Origin of the sequence: Marinithermus hydrothermalis DSM 14884 (assembly GCF_000195335.1) — a bacterium.
Lineage (GTDB): Bacteria > Deinococcota > Deinococci > Deinococcales > Marinithermaceae > Marinithermus > Marinithermus hydrothermalis.
Genome location: NC_015387.1, coordinates 1,482,530 through 1,503,127, shown reverse-complemented (window position 1 = coordinate 1,503,127; position 20,598 = coordinate 1,482,530). Strand labels below are relative to the sequence as shown.

General features: G+C 67.8%; 21 protein-coding genes. 10 read left to right on the top strand and 11 right to left on the bottom strand.

All coding sequences use genetic code 11. The features are described 5' to 3' along the window. Nucleotides 1-5: 5 nt before the first annotated feature. Both MARKY_RS07475 and MARKY_RS07470 read right to left on the bottom strand, forming a co-directional pair. Nucleotides 6-968 (bottom strand): bifunctional enoyl-CoA hydratase/phosphate acetyltransferase, encoded by a 963-nt coding sequence (locus MARKY_RS07475; RefSeq protein ID WP_013704269.1) that lies wholly within the window; start codon nt 966-968, stop codon nt 6-8. Next, complete coding sequence (locus tag MARKY_RS07470; protein WP_245526771.1) at nt 949-2,004, bottom strand: butyrate kinase; 1,056 nt, start codon at nt 2,002-2,004, stop codon at nt 949-951. The genes MARKY_RS07475 and MARKY_RS07470 overlap by 20 nt, the downstream gene beginning before the upstream one ends. A 90-nt stretch (nt 2,005-2,094) precedes the next feature. Between MARKY_RS07470 and MARKY_RS07465 the strand changes: the two genes are divergently transcribed. Next, nucleotides 2,095-3,330, top strand: a complete 1,236-nt coding sequence (locus MARKY_RS07465; protein WP_013704267.1) for a S1C family serine protease — start codon at nt 2,095-2,097, stop codon at nt 3,328-3,330. Between the two features lie 61 nt (nt 3,331-3,391). Here MARKY_RS07465 and MARKY_RS07460 read toward each other — a convergent pair whose 3' ends face one another. The 3 genes from MARKY_RS07460 to MARKY_RS07450 are packed head-to-tail and all read right to left on the bottom strand — an operon-like array spanning nt 3,392 to nt 5,793. Continuing rightward, nucleotides 3,392-4,204, bottom strand: coding sequence for a menaquinone biosynthetic enzyme MqnA/MqnD family protein (locus MARKY_RS07460; protein ID WP_013704266.1), 813 nt, complete (start codon nt 4,202-4,204; stop codon nt 3,392-3,394). 2 nt (nt 4,205-4,206) lie between these two features. Then, complete coding sequence (gene mqnE / locus MARKY_RS07455; RefSeq protein ID WP_013704265.1) at nt 4,207-5,331, bottom strand: aminofutalosine synthase MqnE; 1,125 nt, start codon at nt 5,329-5,331, stop codon at nt 4,207-4,209. 24 nt (nt 5,332-5,355) lie between these two features. After that, complete coding sequence (locus tag MARKY_RS07450; protein ID WP_013704264.1) at nt 5,356-5,793, bottom strand: hypothetical protein; 438 nt, start codon at nt 5,791-5,793, stop codon at nt 5,356-5,358. Nucleotides 5,794-5,872: 79 nt separating this feature from the next. On the opposite strand from MARKY_RS07450, the gene MARKY_RS07445 reads away from it, so the two are divergent. Genes MARKY_RS07445 through MARKY_RS07435 form a run of 3 tightly spaced genes read left to right on the top strand, consistent with a single transcriptional unit; the run spans nt 5,873 to nt 8,887 of the window. Beyond that, nucleotides 5,873-6,496, top strand: coding sequence for a MotA/TolQ/ExbB proton channel family protein (locus MARKY_RS07445; RefSeq protein ID WP_013704263.1), 624 nt, complete (start codon nt 5,873-5,875; stop codon nt 6,494-6,496). After that, entirely contained in the window at nt 6,474-6,866 is a 393-nt protein-coding gene (locus MARKY_RS07440; RefSeq protein ID WP_013704262.1) for an ExbD/TolR family protein, read from the top strand. Before MARKY_RS07445 ends, MARKY_RS07440 begins: the two co-directional genes overlap by 23 nt. Then, nucleotides 6,863-8,887 carry a DUF3048 domain-containing protein gene (locus tag MARKY_RS07435; RefSeq protein ID WP_013704261.1) on the top strand — a complete coding sequence of 675 codons (2,025 nt, stop codon included), beginning with the start codon at nt 6,863-6,865 and terminating at the stop codon, nt 8,885-8,887. The genes MARKY_RS07440 and MARKY_RS07435 overlap by 4 nt, the downstream gene beginning before the upstream one ends. A gap of 46 nt (nt 8,888-8,933) precedes the next feature. Here MARKY_RS07435 and glpX read toward each other — a convergent pair whose 3' ends face one another. The 4 genes from glpX to MARKY_RS07415 are packed head-to-tail and all read right to left on the bottom strand — an operon-like array spanning nt 8,934 to nt 12,594. Then, nucleotides 8,934-9,902: a class II fructose-bisphosphatase gene (gene glpX, locus MARKY_RS07430; RefSeq protein ID WP_013704260.1), complete on the bottom strand. Its 969-nt coding sequence runs from the start codon at nt 9,900-9,902 to the stop codon at nt 8,934-8,936. Nucleotides 9,903-9,955: 53 nt separating this feature from the next. After that, nucleotides 9,956-10,576 carry a bifunctional phosphoribosyl-AMP cyclohydrolase/phosphoribosyl-ATP diphosphatase HisIE gene (gene hisIE, locus MARKY_RS07425; protein ID WP_013704259.1) on the bottom strand — a complete coding sequence of 207 codons (621 nt, stop codon included), beginning with the start codon at nt 10,574-10,576 and terminating at the stop codon, nt 9,956-9,958. Next, nucleotides 10,573-11,343 (bottom strand): imidazole glycerol phosphate synthase subunit HisF, encoded by a 771-nt coding sequence (gene hisF, locus MARKY_RS07420; protein WP_013704258.1) that lies wholly within the window; start codon nt 11,341-11,343, stop codon nt 10,573-10,575. Before hisF ends, hisIE begins: the two co-directional genes overlap by 4 nt. Before the next feature lie 24 nt (nt 11,344-11,367). After that, on the bottom strand, nt 11,368-12,594 hold the full coding sequence (locus tag MARKY_RS07415) for a class I SAM-dependent RNA methyltransferase (protein ID WP_013704257.1): 1,227 nt from the start codon (nt 12,592-12,594) through the stop codon (nt 11,368-11,370). Between the two features lie 87 nt (nt 12,595-12,681). On the opposite strand from MARKY_RS07415, the gene MARKY_RS07410 reads away from it, so the two are divergent. From MARKY_RS07410 to MARKY_RS07385, 6 genes are all read left to right on the top strand, one after another. Next, on the top strand, nt 12,682-13,446 hold the full coding sequence (locus tag MARKY_RS07410; protein WP_013704256.1) for an ABC transporter substrate-binding protein: 765 nt from the start codon (nt 12,682-12,684) through the stop codon (nt 13,444-13,446). A gap of 52 nt (nt 13,447-13,498) precedes the next feature. Further along, entirely contained in the window at nt 13,499-14,323 is an 825-nt protein-coding gene (locus MARKY_RS07405; protein ID WP_041658340.1) for an amino acid ABC transporter permease, read from the top strand. 67 nt (nt 14,324-14,390) lie between these two features. Beyond that, nucleotides 14,391-15,416, top strand: a complete 1,026-nt coding sequence (locus MARKY_RS07400) for an amino acid ABC transporter substrate-binding protein (RefSeq protein WP_013704254.1) — start codon at nt 14,391-14,393, stop codon at nt 15,414-15,416. 59 nt (nt 15,417-15,475) lie between these two features. After that, nucleotides 15,476-16,654 carry an amino acid ABC transporter permease gene (locus MARKY_RS07395; RefSeq protein ID WP_013704253.1) on the top strand — a complete coding sequence of 393 codons (1,179 nt, stop codon included), beginning with the start codon at nt 15,476-15,478 and terminating at the stop codon, nt 16,652-16,654. Then, nucleotides 16,654-17,784: an amino acid ABC transporter permease gene (locus tag MARKY_RS07390; protein WP_013704252.1), complete on the top strand. Its 1,131-nt coding sequence runs from the start codon at nt 16,654-16,656 to the stop codon at nt 17,782-17,784. Before MARKY_RS07395 ends, MARKY_RS07390 begins: the two co-directional genes overlap by 1 nt. A gap of 12 nt (nt 17,785-17,796) precedes the next feature. Next, complete coding sequence (locus tag MARKY_RS07385; protein WP_013704251.1) at nt 17,797-18,534, top strand: amino acid ABC transporter ATP-binding protein; 738 nt, start codon at nt 17,797-17,799, stop codon at nt 18,532-18,534. Between the two features lie 302 nt (nt 18,535-18,836). Here the strand turns inward: MARKY_RS07385 and MARKY_RS07380 are convergent, their stop codons facing one another. Continuing rightward, nucleotides 18,837-19,799 carry a patatin-like phospholipase family protein gene (locus MARKY_RS07380; RefSeq protein WP_013704249.1) on the bottom strand — a complete coding sequence of 321 codons (963 nt, stop codon included), beginning with the start codon at nt 19,797-19,799 and terminating at the stop codon, nt 18,837-18,839. Between the two features lie 68 nt (nt 19,800-19,867). Then, nucleotides 19,868-20,581, bottom strand: a complete 714-nt coding sequence (locus MARKY_RS07375; protein ID WP_013704248.1) for a hypothetical protein — start codon at nt 20,579-20,581, stop codon at nt 19,868-19,870. Nucleotides 20,582-20,598: the final 17 nt, after the last annotated feature.

The following is a 20,598-nucleotide window of genomic DNA, read 5'->3' as shown; positions in this document are numbered from 1 at the left end:
CCGGGTTAGGATTGTGCGTACGGTAGGCGTTCCGCGGCGACCACGCTGAGGGCCAGGGAGAGGAACTTGATCTCCTCGGGGTCGGCCCGGCTCGTGAGCACCAGCGGGGCCTTGGCGCCCATGATCATGCCGCCTCCGCGGATCCGTCCGAAGTAGACCAGGGATTTGTAGAAGACGTTCCCCACGTCAATGTTGTCCACGATCAGGATATCGGCCTTGCCGGCGACGGGGCTGTGGATGCCTTTGATGCGAGCGGCTTCCTCGCTGACGGCGTTGTCGAGCGCGAGCGGACCGTCGATGATCGCTCCTTTGATCTGTCCGCGATCGGCCATCTTCGCGATGATCGCGTCCTCCACCGCGGTTTCCATCTCGGGGTTCACCACCTCTACCGCGGCGAGCAGCGCCACCCTGGGGGTGCGGATGCCCAGCACGTGCGCGAGCGTAACCGCGTTCTCCACGATCTGGATCTTGGTCCGCAGGTCGGGGTTGATGTTCATCGCCCCGTCGGACATGAAGAGGAGCCGGTCGTACCCCTTGGCTTCATAAACGAAGACATGGGAGAGGAGCCGGCCCGTGCGGAGCCCCCACTCCTTGTTCAGGGCGGCGCGCAAAAAGTCCGAGGAGTGCACCAGGCCCTTCATCAGGATGTCTGCCTCACCTCGTGAGACCGCTTGCGTGGCGAGCGCCGCGGCCTCCACCGGGTTTTTCGCCGGGCGGATCTCCAGGTTCTGCACGCGCACGCCCAGTTCAGCGGCGACCCGGCGGATGCGGTCGGGGTTTCCGAAGAGTATGGGGTGCACCAAGCCCTCGATGCGAGCCTCGTTGACCGCCTCGATGACGTGTGCTTCCTCCGCCGCGGCGACGGCGACGCGCTTGGGACCCTTGACTCGAGCGATGAGCCGCGCCAGGTCGAGCACGGCGCTGATGCTGGTGAGCGGCTGGATCTCTTTAAACTCGAGCTTTTCCATCCTCGTCTCCATAATGCCGTACGGGTTCGATGCCGTTGTAGCCCCGCCAGGCTCCGTGGGCCAGGGCTTCCATCTCGAACTCTCCCGGCACGATCTCTACGGGCGCCATCCAGTTGAGGTGCGCGCGCACGCGCTCCACCGCGTAGCTAAACCGCGCCGCGCCTCCGGTGAGGAAGAAGGCGTGGGGCCGTGCGTGCGCAGCGAGCGCGGCGAGCGTTTTAGCGATGGAGAGGGCGTACGCCTCCACGACGAGGCGCACCTTGGGGTCCTCGAGGCGCGCCTCGACCTCCCTGAGGTCCTCGGTCCCCACAAGCCCTTTGAACCCCGAGCCTCGGGCGAGCACGTCGCGCGCCCCCTCGAGCCCCCGCTTCTCCACCACCCGAAGGACCCCGTGGATGGGCAGTGTGCCCGCGCGGTTCGCGCTGAACGGGCCTTCGCCGAGCAGGGCGTCGGTAGCGTCGATCATCCGGCCGCGGACGAACAAGGCCGCGCTCGAGCCGCCCCCCAGGTGGGCCCCGGCGAGGACGGCTTCGTTCCAGTCCAGCCCCCGCGCTGCGGCGACGCGGCGGGCCACGTACCGGAGGTTCAGGGCGTGCACGCGGCTTCTGCGTTCGATTCCCGGCACGCCGGTGATCCGGCTGACCGCTGCCATCTCGTCTACCGTGGGGGGGTCCACCACGTAGGCGGGCACCCGGTACTGGGCAGCGAGCCGTTGGGCGAGGGGCGCGCCGAGGTTCGCGGGGTGGTAGCCGTGGGGGGCCTCGAGGCAGACTTGGGTTAGGGCGTCGTCGACGGCGTAGACGCCAGGCCGTACCGGACCGACGAGGCCGCCGCGTGCGGCGATGGCGTCGAAGGGCCGCCATTGGGCGGCGAGGTCGCGGACGAGAGGTTCGCGCGCGGCGAGGTCTTCCCGGGCGCTCTGGCCTTGGGGGTGGGACAACTCGGCGCGCTCGAGGGGGTGCGCCCCGCTGGCGTCCACCGTGAACAGGGCCAGCTTGGTGCTGGTCGAGCCGGGGTTGATCACGAAGACCCTCACGCCCTCAGGATACACAGCACCCGTAGGTCGGGTGTCCCTCATGAGCCTTTAAGTTGATCGACTAAAATAAGTTGCGGAGGTGAGTGTGAAATGGTGTGGAAAAGACCGGCCGTGATCGCGGGGATGGCCGCCCTTCTCGCCGTAGGTGCCGCGTGGTGGACTGGCTCGAGCGCCCTGGGGCAGACGGGAAGCGAGGCCCCCGCGGTTGCGCCGTTGAATGAAGCTCAGGCCTTCCTCGAAAACGAGCGCAACACCATCGGCATCGTCAAGGCCTTTGGGGACGGGGTGGTGTTCGTCTCCGTGCGCACCCAGCCCCGAGCGGTACGGCCCGCGCTGCCCCCCGGGTTTGAGGAGTTCGCCCCCTTCTTCCAACCCTTCGTGGAGCCCCCACGCGAAGGGACGGGCTCGGGGTTCGTGATCGATAAAGATGGGTATATCCTCACGAACTTCCACGTAATCCGAGGGGCCGACATCATCACCGTGCGTTTCCACAACGACCCCACCGACTACACGGCCAAGGTCGTCGGCACCGCACCCCCGCTGGACCTGGCCCTGTTGAAGGTGGACGTTCCTCCTGAGAAGCTCACCCCTATCCCCTTAGGGGACTCGGACGCGATCCAGGTGGGGCAGAAGGTCATCGCGATGGGGAACCCCTTCGGGCTAGAGTTTTCGGTGACTGAGGGGATCGTCTCCGCGGTGCGCACCAACCCCAGCGGAGCGGATCCCTTGGTGCTGCGGGTGATCCAGACCGACGCCGCGATCAACCCCGGCAACTCCGGCGGGCCGCTCCTCAACTCCCGGGGTGAGGTGATCGGGATCAACACCTTCATCTTCACCCCGACCGCGCAGTTCGGGGCGGCGCAGTTCGCGGGGGTCGGGTTCGCCATCCCGATCAACCAGGCCAAGGAGGTTCTGCCCGAACTGAAAGCCGGAAAAACCCTGGACCGCGAGGCTCTGGTCCGCAGCCGTCCCCGGCTCGGGGTGCAGATCCTGGACCTGCGCAACTTCCCGGAACGGGTGCGGGAGCGGTTCAACCTCCCCGATCGTGGGTTGATGGTGATGGAGGTGGAGCCGGGCAGTCCGGCCGAGGAGGCGGGGCTGAAGGCGCCGGAGCGGTTCGTCTTCCTCAGCACGCCTAGCGGGCAGACCGTAGACCTCGGCGTGGACGGCGACGTGATCCTCGAGGCGGACGGCCAGCCCATCCGCAACATCACCGACCTCCGGAGCGTCCTCTTCACCAAAAAACCCGGCGACACGGTCACCCTCAAGGTGTGGCGGGACGGCCAGGAGGTCACCGTGAGGGTCAAGGTGCGGGTGATCCGCTAAACGCCCTTTGGATGCGCCGGCCCGAAGCGCTTCGGGCCGGCGGTTGTGTTCAGCGGAGCGGCTAGACCTCCCAGTACGCCCCCGGTTCGGGAAGCCCCACCGCTCGGGCGAAGGCCTCGAGCCCCAGCCGATCCGGGACCTCGAGGTGGTACCGGAAGTTCCACAGGTAATGCTGGATGAGCCTCGCGGACACCCCGAGCCGCTCGGCTTCCTCCCGGGCGATCGCGGCGAGATGGCCGAGGCCCCTCGAGCGCGCCTCGCGCAGCCGGTCCACGACCTCCGGTGGAGGCGGGGCGTCCTTGCGGGTAGCCCACACCGCAAAGACGAAGGGCAGCCGGGTGCGTTCGAACCAGCGCATCGAGAGGTCCGTGACCTCGAGGCCCTGAAGGCGGGTGGGCAGGTGGTGCACCGAGCGCGGAGGCGCGTCCAGCAGGCCGGCGTACGCCTGGATCGCGCGGTCGCCGATCAGCAGCACCCCGTCGTAGGTCTCCAGAAGCTCCAACCCTCCCGCCTCCCGAACGAACTCGGGGTAAACGCCGTCCTGGGCGATCAGGTACTCGAGGAGCCGGACCGAGGTGGCGGACTCGGTCGTGACCGCGACCCGGCGGAGGGCGGTCCAGGGCACGCGGTGGAACAGGTTCACCGAATACACCGGGCCCAGCACCGCGACGGAAAAGTCCGGCAGGGCGCAGAGCCGGTCCTGGTGCTGTAGGTAGAAGTACGCGGAGACCAGGGAGAGGTCCACCTCGCCCGTCAGCAACCAGCGGTTGAGCTCGGTCGGCACGCCGCGCCGCACCTCCAGGCCGTACCCGGGCTCGAGGTAGTAAAACAACGGCGCGGTGTTCGCGTAGGGAGGGATGCCGAGGGTGTACATGGTCAGGGGTGGGGGGCAGGGGTGTCGTAGACCCGGATCTCGTTGTACACCGCGTCGCGCTCGACCGGGATGCGCCCCGCGGAACGGATGATTCCGGCGAGTTCCTCCTTCGTGAGGCTTTCCGGCGTGGGGCTTCCGGCCATGTGCACGATGCGTTCCTCGATCAGGGTGCCGTCGATGTCCGTCACGCCCCAGTGCAGCGAGACCTGAGCCAGTTCGGGGGTGAGCGTCGCCCAGTACCCCTTGATATGCGGGAAGTTGTCCAGGTAGATCCGCGCGACGGCCAGGTTCCGGAGGTCGTCCACCCCCGTGGTGAACTCGCGCTTTCCAAGGGCGCGCGCGAGGGGGTTCCCGTCCGGTTGGAAGGCCAGAGGAATGAAGCTCATGAACCCGCCGGTCTCGTCCTGCAACTGGCGCAGGCGGTCCATGTGGTCCAGGCGCTCCTCGAGGGTCTCGATGTGCCCGTAGAGCATGGTGGCGTTGGTGGGGATGCCGAGCTCGTGCGCGGTCCGGTGCACCTCGAGCCACCCCTCGGCCTTGACCTTGGCGCGGGCGATCTGCCTGCGGACCCGTTCAGCGAAGATCTCCGCGCCGCCGCCGGGCATCGCGTCGAGCCCCGCGGCCTTCAGCTCGGTGAGCACGGTCCGGTAATCGGCCTTCGCGATCTTGGTGAAGTGGTGGATCTCCGCCGCGGTCCAGGCCTTGACCTGCACCCCGGGAAAGTGGGTTTTTAGGGCCGAGACGAGCTCGAGGTAGTAGCTGAAGGGCCGCTTGGGGTGGTGCCCGGAGGAGATGTGGATCTCGGTGAGGCCCGGTTGGTAACGCTCGCGCACCCACGCGATCACCTCGTCCACATCCCAGTCCCAGGCGCCTTCCTCCCCGAACCGGCGCTGGAAGGCGCAGAAGGTGCAGCCCACGTAGCAGATGTTGGTTTGGGAGAGGCGCAGGCTGTGCACGAAGTAGGTTTTGTCCCCGTGCTTGCGTTCCCGCACGATGTTCGCGAGGCGCATCAGGGCGGGGAGGTCCGGGGTGCGGTACAGGAGCAGGCCTTCCTCGAAGCTGATCCGTTCGCCGGCCAGAACCTTCTCGGCGATCGGCTCGAGCCGACGGTCACGAAGCCACCTCATGCCCTTGATCCTATCACTTGCCCGTTATGAGGTCATGTAGGCCTTCCGGGTGCCTGGCCAGAGCAGCCAGATGAGGCCGAGGATCGGTTGTACCAGCGGGAAAAACCCGTAATCGATCCCGTAGAGCCGCCACACGGTGCGCCCCACGAACTCGGGCTCCAGGAGGCTCAGGGTCCCCACGAGGAGGGTCATGATGGTCTCGAAGGCGAGCACCCCCACCGAAAGCCGCCAGGCCCACCGTCGGCGCACGACGAACCCGATCGTGGCCAGGAGGTAGCACAGGGCGGCCACCAGGCTGAGGAGGGGGGGGAGGTAGTAGGTGACGTTGGGTTTGAAGAAGAGCTGGTACACGGCCCGTCCTCCGGTGGAGAAGGCGAGCAGCGGGTACGAGACGGCCAGCACCTGACCTGCGGCCTGCACGAGCGGGGGAAGAGGGTCGGAATGCGTGGTCTTCGCGTCCATACGGAGCGAGTTTAGCCTTGGGATGGACAGGCGGAGTGTGGGCTTACTTTCTCATTTCGGGGGTGGGTAGACTGGGGGCATGTTGCAGGTCTCGCAGGGCGGATGGATTCTGGTGATCTTGCTCCTCCTTACCGTGTACGCCGCGTACGTGTTCTTCGAGCGGTTTCTTTCGCTCCGGCGGGAGCGCCTCGGGGGGGACAAGCTGATGCGCGAGGTTGAGGCCTGCCTCCGCAGGGGGCGGCTAGAGCCTGCGATGGAAGCCTGCCGGATTCACGGCGGGACCCTGGGGCGGTTCGTGCTCGCAGGGCTGCCTCGCGTGCCGTACGGGGTCGCCGCGGTAGACGCGGCGCTTAAAGCCGCGCTGTTGGAGGAGGAAGCCCGGCTTTCGCGCGGGCTGGCGGTCCTCAGCGTGACTGCTCAGGTCGCGCCGCTATTGGGGTTATTGGGCACCGTGACCGGTATGATACGCGCCTTTAACGTGCTGGCTGTGGAGGGGCAGACCACCGCGCAGCTGCTGGCGGGCGGGATTGGGGAAGCGCTCTTCACCACCGCCGGGGGGCTGATCGTCGCCATCCCGGCTCTCATGGGGTACCACTATCTTGCGGGCCGGGTGGAGGACCTCCTGACCGAGCTCGAGCAACGGCGCGAGGAGCTCCTCGGCGCGCTTGTAGAGGTCGACAATGCGCAGAAGGCCGAAGCTTGACCCTGCGATCAACCTGGCCCCGTTTATCGACATCGTGTTCTTGCTCGTGGTTTTCTTCATGGTGACGAGCACCTTCATCACCCCGGAGACCGGGTTGCCGATCGATCTTCCGGGGGCGGTGACGGGTGAGGCGAAGCCCGCCAGTGCGCCCGTCGTGGTGCTGGACGCCCAAGGGCAGGCGCACTGGCAGGGCCAGGCTGTGGACGACGCGACCCTCCTTGTCGCGCTACGCGGCGCGCTGGTGGACGACCCGGTGGGCACCGTCGTGCTTCGAGCGGACCGTAAAGTGCCGCACGGGCGTGTGGTGGAGGTCATGGACACGATCCGCCGGGCGGGTGCGAAACGCGTAGCGATTGCTGTGATCCCATGAAGCGGAAACGCCGGGCCTTCCTTCTCGCACTGCTGTTCTCGTCCCTCCTCATGCTCTTTTACCTGGTGCTGGTAACGGTACCGCCCCCACCCCCCATGGAGGCGACCGGGTACCTGGTGCTCGAGCTGGGGGAGGGGGCCCCCGCGCGGGCGGAGGACGCCCTCCCGGCCCCGCCTTCCGAACCGTTGCCGGAGCCGGAGGTCGCGACCGAGCCGCCCGCACCGTTGCCGCTCGAGGTAGAGGAGGTGGAGCCGGAGCCGGCGCTGGAAACGGCGAGCGCGCCGGAGGAGCCGGCCCCGCAACCCTCCGTGGATCAGCCGCCCCCGGAGGTGACAGAGCCCGCGCCGGCTCCGGCGGAGGCCACGCCTTCCCCTCCGGCTGTGGAGGTCGAGGCCGAGGTGGCGGAGCCTGCGGATCAACCGGCCCCAGCGGTAGCCGAGGCGCCTGAGCCGGTCCCGGCGGAGGCAGCCCCGGCGGAGGAGCCGCCCGCGCCGCCGGCAGAGCAGCCCGCGCCCGAGGTGACGGAACCCGCCCCGGAACCCTCCCCATCCCCGGTCACCGCGCCCGAGCCGGTCCCCGCCCAGGCCGAGTCGCCGCCCGCTCCGGAGGCCGCTCCCTCAGCGGCGGAGCCCGCGCCCCCCGAACCGCCCACCTCGGCGGAGGCGGCTCCAGCGGTGGAGTCGGAGCCCGAGGTGCCTCCGGCGCCTGAACCGGCGCCGCAAACGGCCCGTGTTCCGGAGGCACCGCCGATCGTGGAGGAAGAGGCCCTTGCGGTGCCCCCCGCTCCGGTGGAGGCAACCGGAGCGGAAGAACCGGCGCCGGCGGCTCCCGAGGCGCCACCACCGGCGGTGGAGCCCACGCCTGAGGCGGCGGGCCCCGCGTTCGAGCCGGTCGCGCCCGCCCCGTCCGCCGAGGCCGCGGCGGCCGCGCCGCCCCCACCCCCCGTCCCGCCCGCACCGGTAGAGGCCACCCCGGCCGCGCCCCCCGCCCCGCTTCCCCTCGAGCCTGCGGCCCTGCCGCCCCAGGTGCCAACGGAGCCCGCGCCGCCCCGCGCAGAGGCTTCGGAACTCGCGCCTGCGCCGCCCGCCCCGCTCGAGCCGCCCCCGGCACCGGAGGTGGCGGCTGGAGGGGAGCCGCTGCCAGGACCCGAGGCGGGCGCGCCGATCGGTCCGGGGCGGGAGCCGTACGAGCTCGAGCGGAACCGGCCCCTCATGGTAAGCATCGATAACGCCGACGGGGCGTACCCCCAGGCGGGGTTGAACCGGGCGGTCGCCGTGTACGAGCTGCCCTTTGAGGGGGGCGTGACCCGGCTGATGGCGGTCTTCACCGGAGGGGAGGGGGACCGCATCGGGCCGGTCCGCAGCGCCCGCAGCTACACCGTGCGCCTCGCGCAAGACCTGGGCGCGATCCTGGTGCACGTGGGCGGGAGCCCCGAGGCGCTCGCGATCATCCAGCGGCGGGACGTGATCACCTTCGATGAGATCCTCCTCGGCCGTCTCCGAGAAAGCCCCTTCTACCGGGATGACGAGCGGGCCCGGCCGCACAACGTCTACGCTCGAGGGGACAAGCTCCGCGAGGAGCTCCGAAAGCTGCGCCTGGAAACGATCCAAACCCTAAGAGGAGAGGCCTACACCCCCGCGCCGAACGCGGAGCCTGGCCTGAGCGTCGCGGTGCGGTACGCGCAAGGGTACGTCAGCGAGTTCCGCTTTGAGGAGGGGGGGTACACCTGGTACCGCAACGGACGGCCCGCGCGGGACGAGTCCGGAAGGCCGGTGCGGGTCAAGGCGGTGGTGCTCTTGAAAGGCCAGGCCCGCGAGATCGACGACGTGGGCCGGCTCGCCCTCGACCTCGGTGGGGGGGACGGGGAGGTTTACCTTATGGGCAAACGGGTCCCGGTGCGATGGCGGTACGAGCGGGGGTTCGTGCTGACCGACCTCCAGGGGAACCCGGTGGACCTCGAGCCCTACCGGGTGTGGTACCTGTTCTCGCCGCAGTGGGCGCGGGTGTCGCGCGCGCCGTAATAAGCCCCACCCGGGGGTTAGGCCCGGGTGGGGGATCGGGTCGGGTTTACACGCGGATCGTGACCCGTGCCCCGCGGTCAAAGAGGTGCACGGTGTCGATGAAGCGCACCACGCGGGTGGCGTACCCCATGGCGAGGGAGTGGGTCCGCGCCCCGCCGCCGAAGAACCGCACCCCCTCCAGGATATCCCCGTCGGTGATGCCGGTCGCGGCGAAGACGATCTCTTTGCCTGGGGCGAGGTCCTCGGTGCGGTAGATGCGGTCCTCGCTCGCGCCCATCGCGTGGAGGCGTTGGCGTTCCTCCTCGGTCTCGGGGAGGAAGCGGGCCTGGATCTCACCCCCTAGGCACTTCAACGCCGCCGCGGCGAGCACCCCTTCGGGCGCGCCGCCGATCCCCATCACCGCGTGCACGCCGGTGCCGCGGATCGCGGCGGAGATGGCCGCGATCACGTCGCCGTCCCCGATCAGCTTGACGCGCGCGCCGGCCTCGCGGATCTCCTGGATGAGCTTCTCGTGGCGCGGGCGCTCGAGCACCACGACCACCAGGTCCTCCACCGAGCGCTGCAGGGAGAGGGCGATCGCCTTGAGGTTCGCGGAGACCGGCCAGGTGAGGTCCACGCGCCCGGCGGCGGGCGGCCCGACGATGAGCTTTTCCATGTAGATGTCCGGCGCGTGGAAGAGCCCGCCTTTCTCGCTGATCGCGAGGACCGCGACGGAGTTTGGCTGTCCCTTGGCGGTGATGTTCGTGCCCTCGACGGGGTCTACTGCGATGTCCACCTCGGGGCCGCCCTTGCCGAGGCGCTCCCCGATGTAGAGCATGGGGGCCTCGTCCATCTCGCCCTCACCGATAACCACGGTGCCGCTGATCTCGAGCTCGTTCAGGACCGTGCGCATGGCTTCGGTCCCGGCCTGATCCACGGCGTGCTTATTGCCCTTGCCGCTGTGGCGGCTGGCGGCCAGAGCGGCGTTTTCGGTGACGCGGACGATCTCGAGGACGAGCTCGCGTTCGATGTTCATGGCTTCACCATAGCAAAAACCCCGGGAAATGTGGGGCTGGTAACGTTTCCATCTCAGGGCTTGTGGCGCGCCCACAGCACGCGGGCGAGGTCCTCCGGGGCAAGCCCCGCCTCTGCCAGGACGAGCAGCAGGTGGAACACCAGGTCCGCTGCCTCCCAGGCGAGCTCCTCCGCGTCCGCGTTCTTCGCCGCGATGATCACCTCGCCCGCCTCCTCCCCGACCTTCTTCAGGATGCGGTCCAGCCCCTCCCGGTGCAGCCGGGCGACGTAAGAGCCCTCCGGTTGTTGCGCGAAGCGCTCCAGAATCTGCCGGTACACCCGCTCGAGCACCTCGCCGAGCGGCGGGTGGGGGGCTTGGTCGGAAAGGGCGCGGTGAAAACAGGTGACCTCGCCGGTGTGGCAGGCCGGGCCGCGGGGACGCACGCGGTACAGCACCGCGTCCCCGTCGCAGTCCAGGCGCACCTCGAGAACCTCCTGCACGTGCCCGGAGGTCTCGCCTTTCTTCCAGAGGGCCTGTCTGGAGCGGCTGTAAAAGTGGCTGTACCCCGTCTCGAGGGTGCGCTCGAGGGCCTCACGGTTCGCGTACGCGAGGGTGAGCACCTGGCCGCTCTCGGCGTCCTGCACCACCACCGGCACCAGTCCGCGTTCGTCGAACTTGACCTCCTCCAGGTTCATACGCTCGCCTCCTCCAGCCGAACGGGAATCCCGGACGCGGCCAGGTACCGCTTCAGCTCGGGAATCGGGATCTGCCCGAAGTGGAAGACGCTGGCCGCGAGGGCCGCGTCGGCCTTTCCCTCGGTGAAGGCCTGAGCGAAGTGCGCTTTTTCCCCCGCGCCGCCCGAGGCGATCACCGGTACCGGGACGGCCTCGGCCACGGCCCGGGTCAGTTCGAGGTCGTACCCGTTCCGCGTCCCGTCTCGGTCCATGCTCGTGAGCAGGATCTCCCCGGCGCCGAGCTCCGCGCCCCGCACCGCCCACGCTACCGCGTCGAGGCCCGTGGGGACGCGCCCCCCGGCGACGTACACCTCCCAGGAAGCCCCCTGGCGTTTCGCGTCGATCGCGAGGACTACGGCTTGGGAGCCAAAGTGGCCTGCAAGCTCGGTAAGGAGCTCGGGGCGCTTGACCGCGGCGGAGTTCACGCTGACCTTGTCCGCTCCCGCGAGCAGCAACCGACGGGCGTCCTCGAGGGTGCGCACCCCGCCCCCCACGGTGAGGGGGATGAAGACCGTTTCAGCGACGCGAGCTACGACGTCCAACAGGATCGCGCGCTGCTCGTGCGTGGCGGTGATGTCTAGGAAAACGAGCTCGTCGGCCCCGGCCCGGTCGTAGGCCTGCGCGGCTTCGACGGGGTCCCCGGCGTCCACCAGGTTCACGAAGTTCACCCCCTTAACCACGCGGCCGGCGTGGACGTCGAGGCAGGGGATGATGCGCTTGGCGAGCATGCTTGAGATTATACGCCCGAGCGGTCAGCGTACAAGCAGGCTCAGGACCTCCACGTGGTGGGTGAAGGGGTAGAAGTCGTAGGGGCGGGCGAAGCGTAGCCGGTACCCGCCCGCCACAAGCCGTTTCACGTCCCGCGCCCAGGTGGCTGGGTCGCAGGAGATGTACAGGATTTGGTGGGGCCGCGCCTCGAGGAGGGTGCGCACCACCTCCGGGGCAAGCCCCGCGCGGGGCGGATCCACCGCCACGAGGTCCGCAGGGGCGAAGCGGACGAGTTCGCGCGCGTCCCCCCGGTGAAACCGCACGTTGGGCAGACCCAGCCGCCGGGCGTCAGCCTGGCCCTTTTGGATGGCGGCCCGGCTCAGCTCCACCGCGACGATCTCATCGAAGGCCGCGGCCAGGTGAAAGGAGAGGACCCCGCCCCCCGCGTAGAGCTCCACCGCGCGCCGGCCCCCGTGAACGAGCGCGGCGGCTTCCTGGTAGAGCCGTGCGGCCGCCCTAGGGTTCACCTGCGCGAAGCTCACCACGTCCACCGAGGCCAGGACCTCGCCGAACGCCTCGAGGAGGTGCGCCGCTCCAGCGAGGTGCTTGACCGGGCCGCGAAACCGCCCCCGGGGGTCCAAGGCCCCCCACCACACCCCGGCGATTCCCTCGCGCACGAGGCCCTTCGCTACCGTGCGGAACATGCGGGCCTTACCCCCGATGAGCCCCACCTGGACGCGACCCTCGTGGAGACTGCCCCGAAGCACGACCTCAACGACGTTCGCGAGCGGCCAGGTGTTGAGCAAACTGAGCGCTTCCTGGAGGGGCGGGGCGAGCAAAGGGTCCGTGTGCGCCCGCACCAGCTCGTGCGACCCCGGCACGCGGTACGCCAGCCCCCCAAGGGGATGGAGGGCGAACTGGGCTGCGGTGCGGTACCCCATGGGCTCGGGGGAGGGAGCGATCGGCTCGAGGGTGGCCTCGAGGCCTGCGAGGCGCGCGAGCGCTTCGCGCACGAAGCCCTGTTTGACGGGGAGTTGAGCCTCGTAGGCGAGGGGAAGGTCGGCGCCGGGCGGCAGCGGGTGATCCACCCGGTCGGGGGAGGGCTCGAGGATCTCGAGGACCTCACCCTCGAGGTGGTTCTTCCGGCGGCGCACCCGGGCGCGGACGCGCTCTCCGGGGAGCCCGCCGCGCACGATCACGACGCCTTCCGGCGTGCGGGCGAGCCCCCGCCCGCCGGTCACGAGTTTCTCGATGGTCAGCGTGAGCGTCACCGTTATGAGTTTAGCAGCTTGCGTAACGGGAAAAGACCCGTATAATCATACTGTGCTGCTTCAAAATTTCGTATGGGAGGTAGTGGGATGAAACAACGCGTCTGGCTTCTTCTGGTGCTTATGCTATGGGCGTCGCTGGGCTTGGCGCAGCGCTTCCGCAGCCTCGACCAGATCCAGGCGGACGGCACGATCGTCATCGGTACGGAAGGGGCCTTCCCGCCGTTTAACTTTTTTGACGAGGGGAACCTGGTGGGCTTCGACATCGAGATCGGCCAGGCCTTGGCCGAGCGGCTCGGGGTGAAGTACGAGTGGAAGGCGCAGGCCTTCGACACCCTCTTGATCGCCCTGAACCAGGGCCGGTTCGACTTCGTCATCGCTTCGCACACCATCACCCCGGAGCGGGCCCAGGCGGTGGACTTCACGAAGCCGTACTACTGCACCGGTAACCTGATCGTGGCCCTGCCCGGCGGGCCCCGGACCCCGGAGGAACTCAAAGGCAAGGTCGTGGGGGTCCAGGTCGGCACCACCTACTTCGAGTACGCGCAGACCATCGAGGGGATCAAGGAGATCAAGACCTACCAGACGAACCCCGACGCCCTGCAGGACCTCTTGAACCAGCGGATCGACGCCTGGATTACCGATCAGTTCACCGCCCTGGAAGCCATGAAGCAGCGGGACGTGGAGCTGCAGCTGAGCGACCTGCTGGTCCGGGAAGAGATCGGGATCGCCGTGGCCAAGGGCAACGAGACCCTGCTCGCGGCGCTCAACAACGCCTTGGATGAGATCCTGGCGGACGGCACGTACGCGGCCATCTCGGAGAAGTGGTTCGGTCAGGATATTCGCTGTAAGTAAGTGAACGAGTGACGGGAGGGGCGGTGTGTCCCCTCCCGTTTTTGGGGGCATCGTGCGCGCGTTGCGATTACTACTAGGGTTGTTGCTGGCCGGCGCGGGGCTTTGGCTCGCCTACATCGCGTTTTTTAACGGGCTGGCCTGGCTGCTCGAACGGTACCTCGCGTTCTTCGGTTTTACTCCGGAAAAGATCTCCTTTTACGCGCAATCCTTGCGTTTTGGGGCCGAGGTCACCCTGAAGCTCACGGTGATCTCCTCGATCGCGGGGTTGATCATCGGACTTGTTGCCGGGATCTCCCGGCTCTCGCGGAACCCTCTCTTCCGCTACCCTGCGGCGTTCTACATCTGGGTCATTCGGGGCACCCCCCTGTTGGTGCAGATCCTCTTCGCCTATAACGGCCTGCCTTTTTTGCTCGATCCTTTGTGGCGGCCCCTCGAGGCGCTGGGGCTGCCGTCGATCCAGGACATTCTGGTGCCGTACTGGGCGGCGTTCTTGGCGCTGGCTTTCAACGTGGGGGCGTACAACGCGGAGGTGATCCGCGCGGGGATTCAAGCCATCTCCAAGGGGCAGTGGGAGGCCGCGCACTCCCTGGGGCTCTCGCCCGCCCAGGTGATGCGCTACATCGTCATTCCCCAAGCGGTGCGGATCGTGGTCCCCCCCCTCGTGAACAACGTGATCGCCCTGCTCAAAGACTCCTCCCTCGCCATGGCCATCACCCTGCTCGAGCTGGTCTTGGCCGGGCAACGGATCATCTCGGCGACCTTCCGCCCGGTGGAGATCTACGTAGCGGTAGCGATGGTGTACCTCATCCTGACCACGGTGCTCACCTTCTTCACGAACTGGCTCGAGCGCCGGCTGCAGGCGAGCGGGGCGCGGTGATGAAGTTGCAAAATGAACGGGGTTTTCAGTATATTGGTGCCGCCAAGTCGGCGTTAGAGGTGAAACTATGCGCAGTCGTGGGTTTTTGTTGGTAGCGGTGCTTTTGGTGGGTGCGCTCGGCTTCGCGCAGCAGTCCCGCATGGACGTCGTGCTCGAGCGGGGCAAGCTGGTCTGCGGCGTGAACAACGTCGCGCCGGGATTCGGCTTCCTCAACGAGCAGACCGGGCGGTTCGAGGGGTTCGACATCGACTTCTGCCGCGCGGTCGCCGCGGCCCTGTTCGACGACCCGGACGCGGTGGAGTACGTTCCCCTCACGGCCAAGGCGCGCTTCAGCGCGATTCAGACCGGTGAGGTGGACGTGGTCTTCCGCAACACCACCATCACCGTGAGCCGGGACAGCTCGGTGGGCGTGGACTTCCTCCCGGTGAACTTCTACGACGGCCAGGGCGTGATGGTGAAAAAAGAGCTCGGCGTGACCTCCGTGTTCGAGCTCGAGGGCGCCACGGTCTGCACGAACCAGGGCACGACCACCGAGAAGAACTGGACGGATTTCGTGCGCGCCCAGGGGTGGCAGGGCGGTCAGCTGCTGACCTTCGAGGACTTCTCCAAGGTCTTTAACGCCTTCATCAGCGGGCGGTGCGACGCGGCCACCACCGACAAGTCGGGGCTGGCGGGGTGGAAGGCCCAGGCGTCGAACCCTGACGAGATCGTGATCCTGCCGGAAACGATCTCCAAGGAGCCGCTCGCGGGCTTCACCTTCCAGAACGACAGCAAGTGGCGCGACGCCCTGACCTGGATCGTGTATGCCCTGATCCAGGCGGAGGAGTTCGGCATCACCTCCGAGAACGTGGACGAGTTCCTCAAGAGCGACAGCCCCGCGATCCGCCGCTTCCTCGGGGTCGAGGGCAAGTTCGGTGAGGATCTGGGGCTGCCGAACGACTTCGTGGTGCGGATCCTGCGGCACGTGGGGAACTACGGCGAGATCTACGACCGCCACCTCGGGCCGGAAAGCCCCTTCTACATCCCGCGCGAGGGGAGCTTGAACGAGCTTTGGACCCGCGGTGGTCTGCTGTACGCCCCGCCCTTCCGGTAAGGTTTAACGAACGCAAGCGGGCGGCCCCAGCCACCTGGGGCCGCCCTAAACAAGGAACGATGAACCGGAGAACGATCCCATTCTGGAGAGACGCGCGCGTCCTGAACCTCGTCGTTCAGGTACTCGCGGCGCTGTTCGCCCTCGGCCTGATCGCCTTCCTCCTCTTCACGGCCTACCGCGGCATGGTGGCCCGGGGCATCCCGTTCACCTTTAGCTTCCTTGGCCAGGAGGCCGGGTTCACGATCAGCGAAGGGCCGGTGCTCGCACTGGAGGACGGACGGCTCGTCCTCAGGCCGTTCAAGCCTAGCGACGCGTACTGGCAAGCGTTTTTCGCCGGGATCTACAACACGCTGCGCGTGGCGTTAGTCGGGATCGTGCTCACCACGATCCTGGGGGTGCTGGTGGGCATCGGCCGCTTGAGCAGCAACTGGCTGGTGAACCGCTTGGCCTTCGCCTACGTCGAGCTGGTGCGCAACACGCCCCTACTGGTGCAGATGTTCTTCTGGTACTTCGGGGCGATCCTGAAATTCCCCCCGGTGCGCCAGGCTAGCGAGTGGTTCGGCGGCTTGATCGCGAGCCAGCGCGGGATCTTTCTGCCCTGGCCGGTCCCTACGGACGCCTGGCCCCGCTTTGAGCCCTTTTTGTGGGGTGGTTTGCTCCTCGCCGTGGGGGTGTACCTCGCGTTGCGCAGGCAGGGCTGGGCCCGCTGGAGCGCCTTGGGCGCGCTGGTGCTGGCCTGGGGGGTGGGGTGGCTCGTGAGCGGAGGGCCGCTCGCGATCTCCGAGCCGGAGCTGGGCCGCTTTAGGGTCACGGGAGGTCTCACGCTCTCTCCGGAGTTTAGCGCGGTGCTTCTCGCGCTCGTGATCTACACGGCCTCCTACATCGCGGAGATCGTGCGCGGGGCGATCCAGTCGCTGCCCAAAGGACAGTGGGAAGCGGCGACGAGCCTCGGCCTCACCTACGCGCAGACCATGCGGCTCGTGATCCTGCCGCAGGCCATGCGCATCATCATCCCACCCTTGGGCAACCAGTACCTGAACCTCACCAAGAACTCCTCGCTGGCCATCGCGGTCGGGTACCCCGAGCTCTTCAACGTTTACGGCACGATCGCGAACCAGTCCGGGCGCAGCCTCGAGGGCATCCTCATCGTGATGGCCGCGTACCTGAGCATGAGCTTGACGATCAGCGCGCTCGTGAACTGGTACAACCGCCGGGTGACGCTCGTGGGGGTGCGGTGATGCGGGCCTGGGCTTGGATGCGTACGAACCTCTTCAACGGGTGGTGGAACACCCTCCTCACCCTGCTCACCGGGGCAGGGATCTTCCTGCTCGGTAAGGCCGTGCTGCTCTGGGCGCTGAGCGAAGCCCGCTGGGCCGTGATTCCCAACAACTTCCGCCTCTTCATGGTGGGGCCGTTCCCGCCGGAGGCGGTCTGGCGGGTCTGGCTGGTGGTGTTGGAGACCACGGTGCTCGGCGGCCTCAGCTACGGCGTACTCGCGCAGGGATTGCCGCGCGCCTGGCGGGCCTTCTGGGGCGGCGCTTTACTCCTCGCCGTTTTGCTGTGGCCCCTGGTCTTCCCGGCCACCTGGGCTTGGGCGGTAGCCACCGCTGCGGCGCTGCCCGGCGCGATCTGGGCCGGCGCGCGGCTTAGGGGCTTGCGGCCCTACCTGCCGCTTTTGTGGCTTTTGGGCCTCTTCGCCGCGGGAGCCCTGCTCTCCGGGGTGAACACGAACCTCTGGGGCGGCCTGCTCCTCACCCTGCTCATCACGCTGCTCACCGTGGTGCTGAGCTTCCCCTTAGGGCTTTTGCTCGCCCTGGGGCGCACCAGCCGCCTTCCGGCGATCCGCATCCTCGCTACCCTCTACATCGAGACGGTGCGGGGCGTGCCCTTGGTCTCGGTTTTGTTCCTCGCCTGGATCATGGTGCCCCTTTTCGTGCCCGAAGCCTGGCGGCCACCGCAGCTTGTGCGGGTCATCGCGGGGTTCACGCTCTTCGCCGCCGCGTACCTCGCCGAGTACATCCGCGGGGGGTTGCAGGGCGTGCCCAAAGGACAGTACGAGGCCGCCTGGGCGCTGGGACTCAACGGCTTCCAGACCGCCTACTACATCATCCTGCCCCAGGCGATTCGCTCCGTTATCCCTGCCCTGATCGGCCAGGTCATCGCGATCTTTAAGGACACCTCGCTCGTGGCGATCGTGGGCCTTCTCGACCTTTTGGGCATCGCGCAATCGGTCCTCGCAAACCCCAACTACCTGGGCCTCGAGCGCGAGGTGTACCTCTTTCTCCTGGTGGTGTACTTCATCGGGGCCGGGCTCATGTCCTACGCCTCCCGCCAGCTCGAGCGGGCCATGGGGCTGGGTACCCGATAGACTGGAGGAAAGATGGAACCCATCATCCAAATCGAGAACCTGCACAAGTACTTCGGCAAACTCCACGTGCTGCGCGGCATCAACCTGGAGGTGGCGCGCGGCGAGGTCGTGGTGGTGATCGGCCCCTCTGGCTCCGGTAAATCCACGCTGATCCGGTGCATCAACCGACTGGAGGACTTCCAGGAGGGGCGCATCGTGGTGGACGGAATCGAGCTGAGCCACGACGTGCGCAACATCGAGGCGATCCGCCGCGAGGTGGGGATGGTCTTCCAGCAGTTCAACCTCTTCCCCCACATGAAGGTCCTGGACAACGTCACCCTCGCTCCGATCAAGGTCCGCAAATGGCCTCGAGAAAAGGCTGTGGAGGTGGCGATGCAGCTCTTGGAGCGCGTGGGGATCGCGGACCAGGCGGAAAAATACCCGGCGCAGCTCTCCGGAGGGCAGCAGCAGCGTGTGGCGATCGCCCGGGCCCTTGCGATGCAGCCCAAGATCATGCTTTTTGATGAGCCCACCTCAGCCCTCGACCCGGAGATGGTGGGGGAGGTGCTCGACGTGATGCGCGAGCTGGCTAAAAGCGGCATGACCATGATCGTAGTGACGCACGAGATGGGGTTCGCGCGCGAGGTGGCGGACCGCGTGATCTTCATGGACCAGGGCCAGATCGTGGAGGAAGGCAAGCCCGACACCCTCTTCGCCAACCCGCAGCACGAGCGCACGCGCGCCTTCCTCGCGCGGGTGCTGCACCACTAACCGCGATGCTACGCGCCATCCTGCGCGCCGCTGATCCGGACGCCTCCCCCGACGAGGTGCGCCGCGGCCTGCGCGCGCTCTACCTAGCCACGGTAGGCTTACAGTCCACGGTTGCCGTGCTGCTTTGGGTTCTTCCGCTACCGAAGGTCCAGGCCCCCCTGCCCGGATGGGTGGCGGGGGGCCTCCTCGCCCTGGCTGGCCTCGAGGCCCTCGGGATGCGGTGGCTTGCCCGACGAGCCCGCCGCCAGACCCCCGGCCCCGAGGGGCGGTGGGTCGCGGTGATGCTCCTCGCCTCCGCTCCCTCAGCGTTTCTGCTCTTCGCGGTTCTGCTCGAGTACCTCGGGTTCGACCTCTGGCCTGTGGGTTTCGTCCTGCTCGGGAGCGGGGTGTTCGCGTACGGCCTTCGGGAAGCGCCCAAGCTGGCGTAACCAGCGAACGAACCGGGGAGCAAGGAGCTGCTCGAGGGCCGGCAGGTACAGGGTGGTTCGCTCGATGCCGAGCTGGTACACGGCGCGGGCCTTCTCGTAATCAAAGGTTTCCACCGGAGTCTCCGGACACAGGGGGAGCACGAGGTCGGCCTGCTGCATCGCGAGCCGTTTCAGACGCTCGCGCGCGGCCTGCCCGGCCAAAAGCAGCACATCGAACGTAGTACGCGGCGGGGCGGCCGGGGCTGGGTTGGAGACGTCCACCGCCACGACCGGCCCCCCGGCCAAGGCGCGGGCGGCCGTGACCGGAACCTTCTCCGCAACGTCCCCATCCACGAGCAGGTACGGCCCCCACGGGACCGGCGGGAAGATGCCCGGGACGGCACTCGAGGCCAGCAAGGCTTCCACCACCGGCCCCTCCCGCAGCACCACCATCTCGCCGCGGTACAGGTCCGCCGCCACGATGCCCAAGGGGATCGGGCTTTCCTCGAGGCGGCGGTCGCCGAAGAGGGCCTCGAGCCCCTCCCGCAGCCGCTCGTTGCTGGCCAGCGAGGGGTTGCGCAAGGCTTTGAACAGCTGCGACTGCAGCCGGGCAAGGCGGCGAAAGATGTTTCCTTCGTCCTGGAATAAACGACCAGCGCGAGGGTCGGCGATGTGCTCGAGGTACGGGTCGGGTTCTAAGGGCAAACCGAAAGCAAACGCGGCCGCGGCCAGCGCGCCCGCGGAACTCCCCGCCAGGGCTTTGACGGGGAGGTTGTGTTCCCGCAGCACTCGTAGGGCGCCGAGGTGGGCGAATCCTCGGACCCCGCCTCCGCCGAGTGCCAGCGCCAAGCCTTTCATTAACCTCAGTCTAGCGTAGGTGTGGGTACGCGTTTGGTTGCGGGAGTACAGGGGTGGGGGGGTGGTCCCTACTCGTCGTCGTCGGGACCGTCCCCGTTCCGCTTCTTCTTTTTCTTCTTTCCGTCCTCGGTGCCCGACCCCCCCATGAAAAACTGGTAGAGGATGCGAGCAAAGACCGTTGTGTAGTACTGCTCGAACGTGGCTTCCGGAGCAACGAACAGGGTGAGGTCGGACCAGATCGCCTCGCTCGAGCCCACAGCGTATAGGGTGGCTCCAACCAGGACGATCGTCTGCCCGTCGGTGAGGGCGATCTGAGTCTGGGCGGGTTGGAGTGGGCCGGGTGGGGTATCGAGGACGCAGAGGACCTCCAGCGCCCGGCTTTCCCCCATGAGGGCCTCGAGGCCCCAGGCGGCGAGGTCGCGGGGGGTCATGCCGGGGTAGGGGGGCGGCATGGCGAGCATGACCATCGCCGCGCTTCTGTCGGCTGCGGTGAGCGCGACCCCGACGGTGCGTGCGGACGGGTTGCCCAGCGAGCGCGCTTGCCAGTCCGGAGGGTGCCAGAAGCTGTAGGGTAGGTAGTAGGGATCGCTGTAGTAGACCCAGGTACTGATGTCCGGAGCGAGGTCGGCGGGGGAACGGCTGAAGAACCAGGCGACGAGCTGCTCAAACCGACCACACCCCGAGCCGGTTCCTTGGGCCACCCCAAGACCAAGCCCTGCGCTGCTCAACGCGCCCACGAAGAGCGCGACTCGAACCAGGCGTTGACGACGCGCGCGGTTCACGATCCACCTCCCATCCC

What these genes read in the sequence shown, in the direction of transcription:
- MARKY_RS07475 (WP_013704269.1), bottom strand. Translation starts at nt 968, where the DNA reads ATGGAAAAGCTCGAGTTTAAAGAGATCCAGCCGCTCACCAGCATCAGC.
- MARKY_RS07465 (WP_013704267.1), top strand. Translation starts at nt 2,095, where the DNA reads ATGGTGTGGAAAAGACCGGCCGTGATCGCGGGGATGGCCGCCCTTCTC.
- MARKY_RS07460 (WP_013704266.1), bottom strand. Translation starts at nt 4,204, where the DNA reads ATGTACACCCTCGGCATCCCTCCCTACGCGAACACCGCGCCGTTGTTT.
- mqnE (WP_013704265.1), bottom strand. Translation starts at nt 5,331, where the DNA reads ATGAGGTGGCTTCGTGACCGTCGGCTCGAGCCGATCGCCGAGAAGGTT.
- MARKY_RS07450 (WP_013704264.1), bottom strand. Translation starts at nt 5,793, where the DNA reads ATGGACGCGAAGACCACGCATTCCGACCCTCTTCCCCCGCTCGTGCAG.
- MARKY_RS07445 (WP_013704263.1), top strand. Translation starts at nt 5,873, where the DNA reads ATGTTGCAGGTCTCGCAGGGCGGATGGATTCTGGTGATCTTGCTCCTC.
- MARKY_RS07440 (WP_013704262.1), top strand. Translation starts at nt 6,474, where the DNA reads ATGCGCAGAAGGCCGAAGCTTGACCCTGCGATCAACCTGGCCCCGTTT.
- MARKY_RS07435 (WP_013704261.1), top strand. Translation starts at nt 6,863, where the DNA reads ATGAAGCGGAAACGCCGGGCCTTCCTTCTCGCACTGCTGTTCTCGTCC.
- glpX (WP_013704260.1), bottom strand. Translation starts at nt 9,902, where the DNA reads ATGAACATCGAACGCGAGCTCGTCCTCGAGATCGTCCGCGTCACCGAA.
- hisIE (WP_013704259.1), bottom strand. Translation starts at nt 10,576, where the DNA reads ATGAACCTGGAGGAGGTCAAGTTCGACGAACGCGGACTGGTGCCGGTG.
- hisF (WP_013704258.1), bottom strand. Translation starts at nt 11,343, where the DNA reads ATGCTCGCCAAGCGCATCATCCCCTGCCTCGACGTCCACGCCGGCCGC.
- MARKY_RS07410 (WP_013704256.1), top strand. Translation starts at nt 12,682, where the DNA reads ATGAAACAACGCGTCTGGCTTCTTCTGGTGCTTATGCTATGGGCGTCG.
- MARKY_RS07400 (WP_013704254.1), top strand. Translation starts at nt 14,391, where the DNA reads ATGCGCAGTCGTGGGTTTTTGTTGGTAGCGGTGCTTTTGGTGGGTGCG.
- MARKY_RS07395 (WP_013704253.1), top strand. Translation starts at nt 15,476, where the DNA reads ATGAACCGGAGAACGATCCCATTCTGGAGAGACGCGCGCGTCCTGAAC.
- MARKY_RS07390 (WP_013704252.1), top strand. Translation starts at nt 16,654, where the DNA reads ATGCGGGCCTGGGCTTGGATGCGTACGAACCTCTTCAACGGGTGGTGG.
- MARKY_RS07385 (WP_013704251.1), top strand. Translation starts at nt 17,797, where the DNA reads ATGGAACCCATCATCCAAATCGAGAACCTGCACAAGTACTTCGGCAAA.
- MARKY_RS07380 (WP_013704249.1), bottom strand. Translation starts at nt 19,799, where the DNA reads ATGAAAGGCTTGGCGCTGGCACTCGGCGGAGGCGGGGTCCGAGGATTC.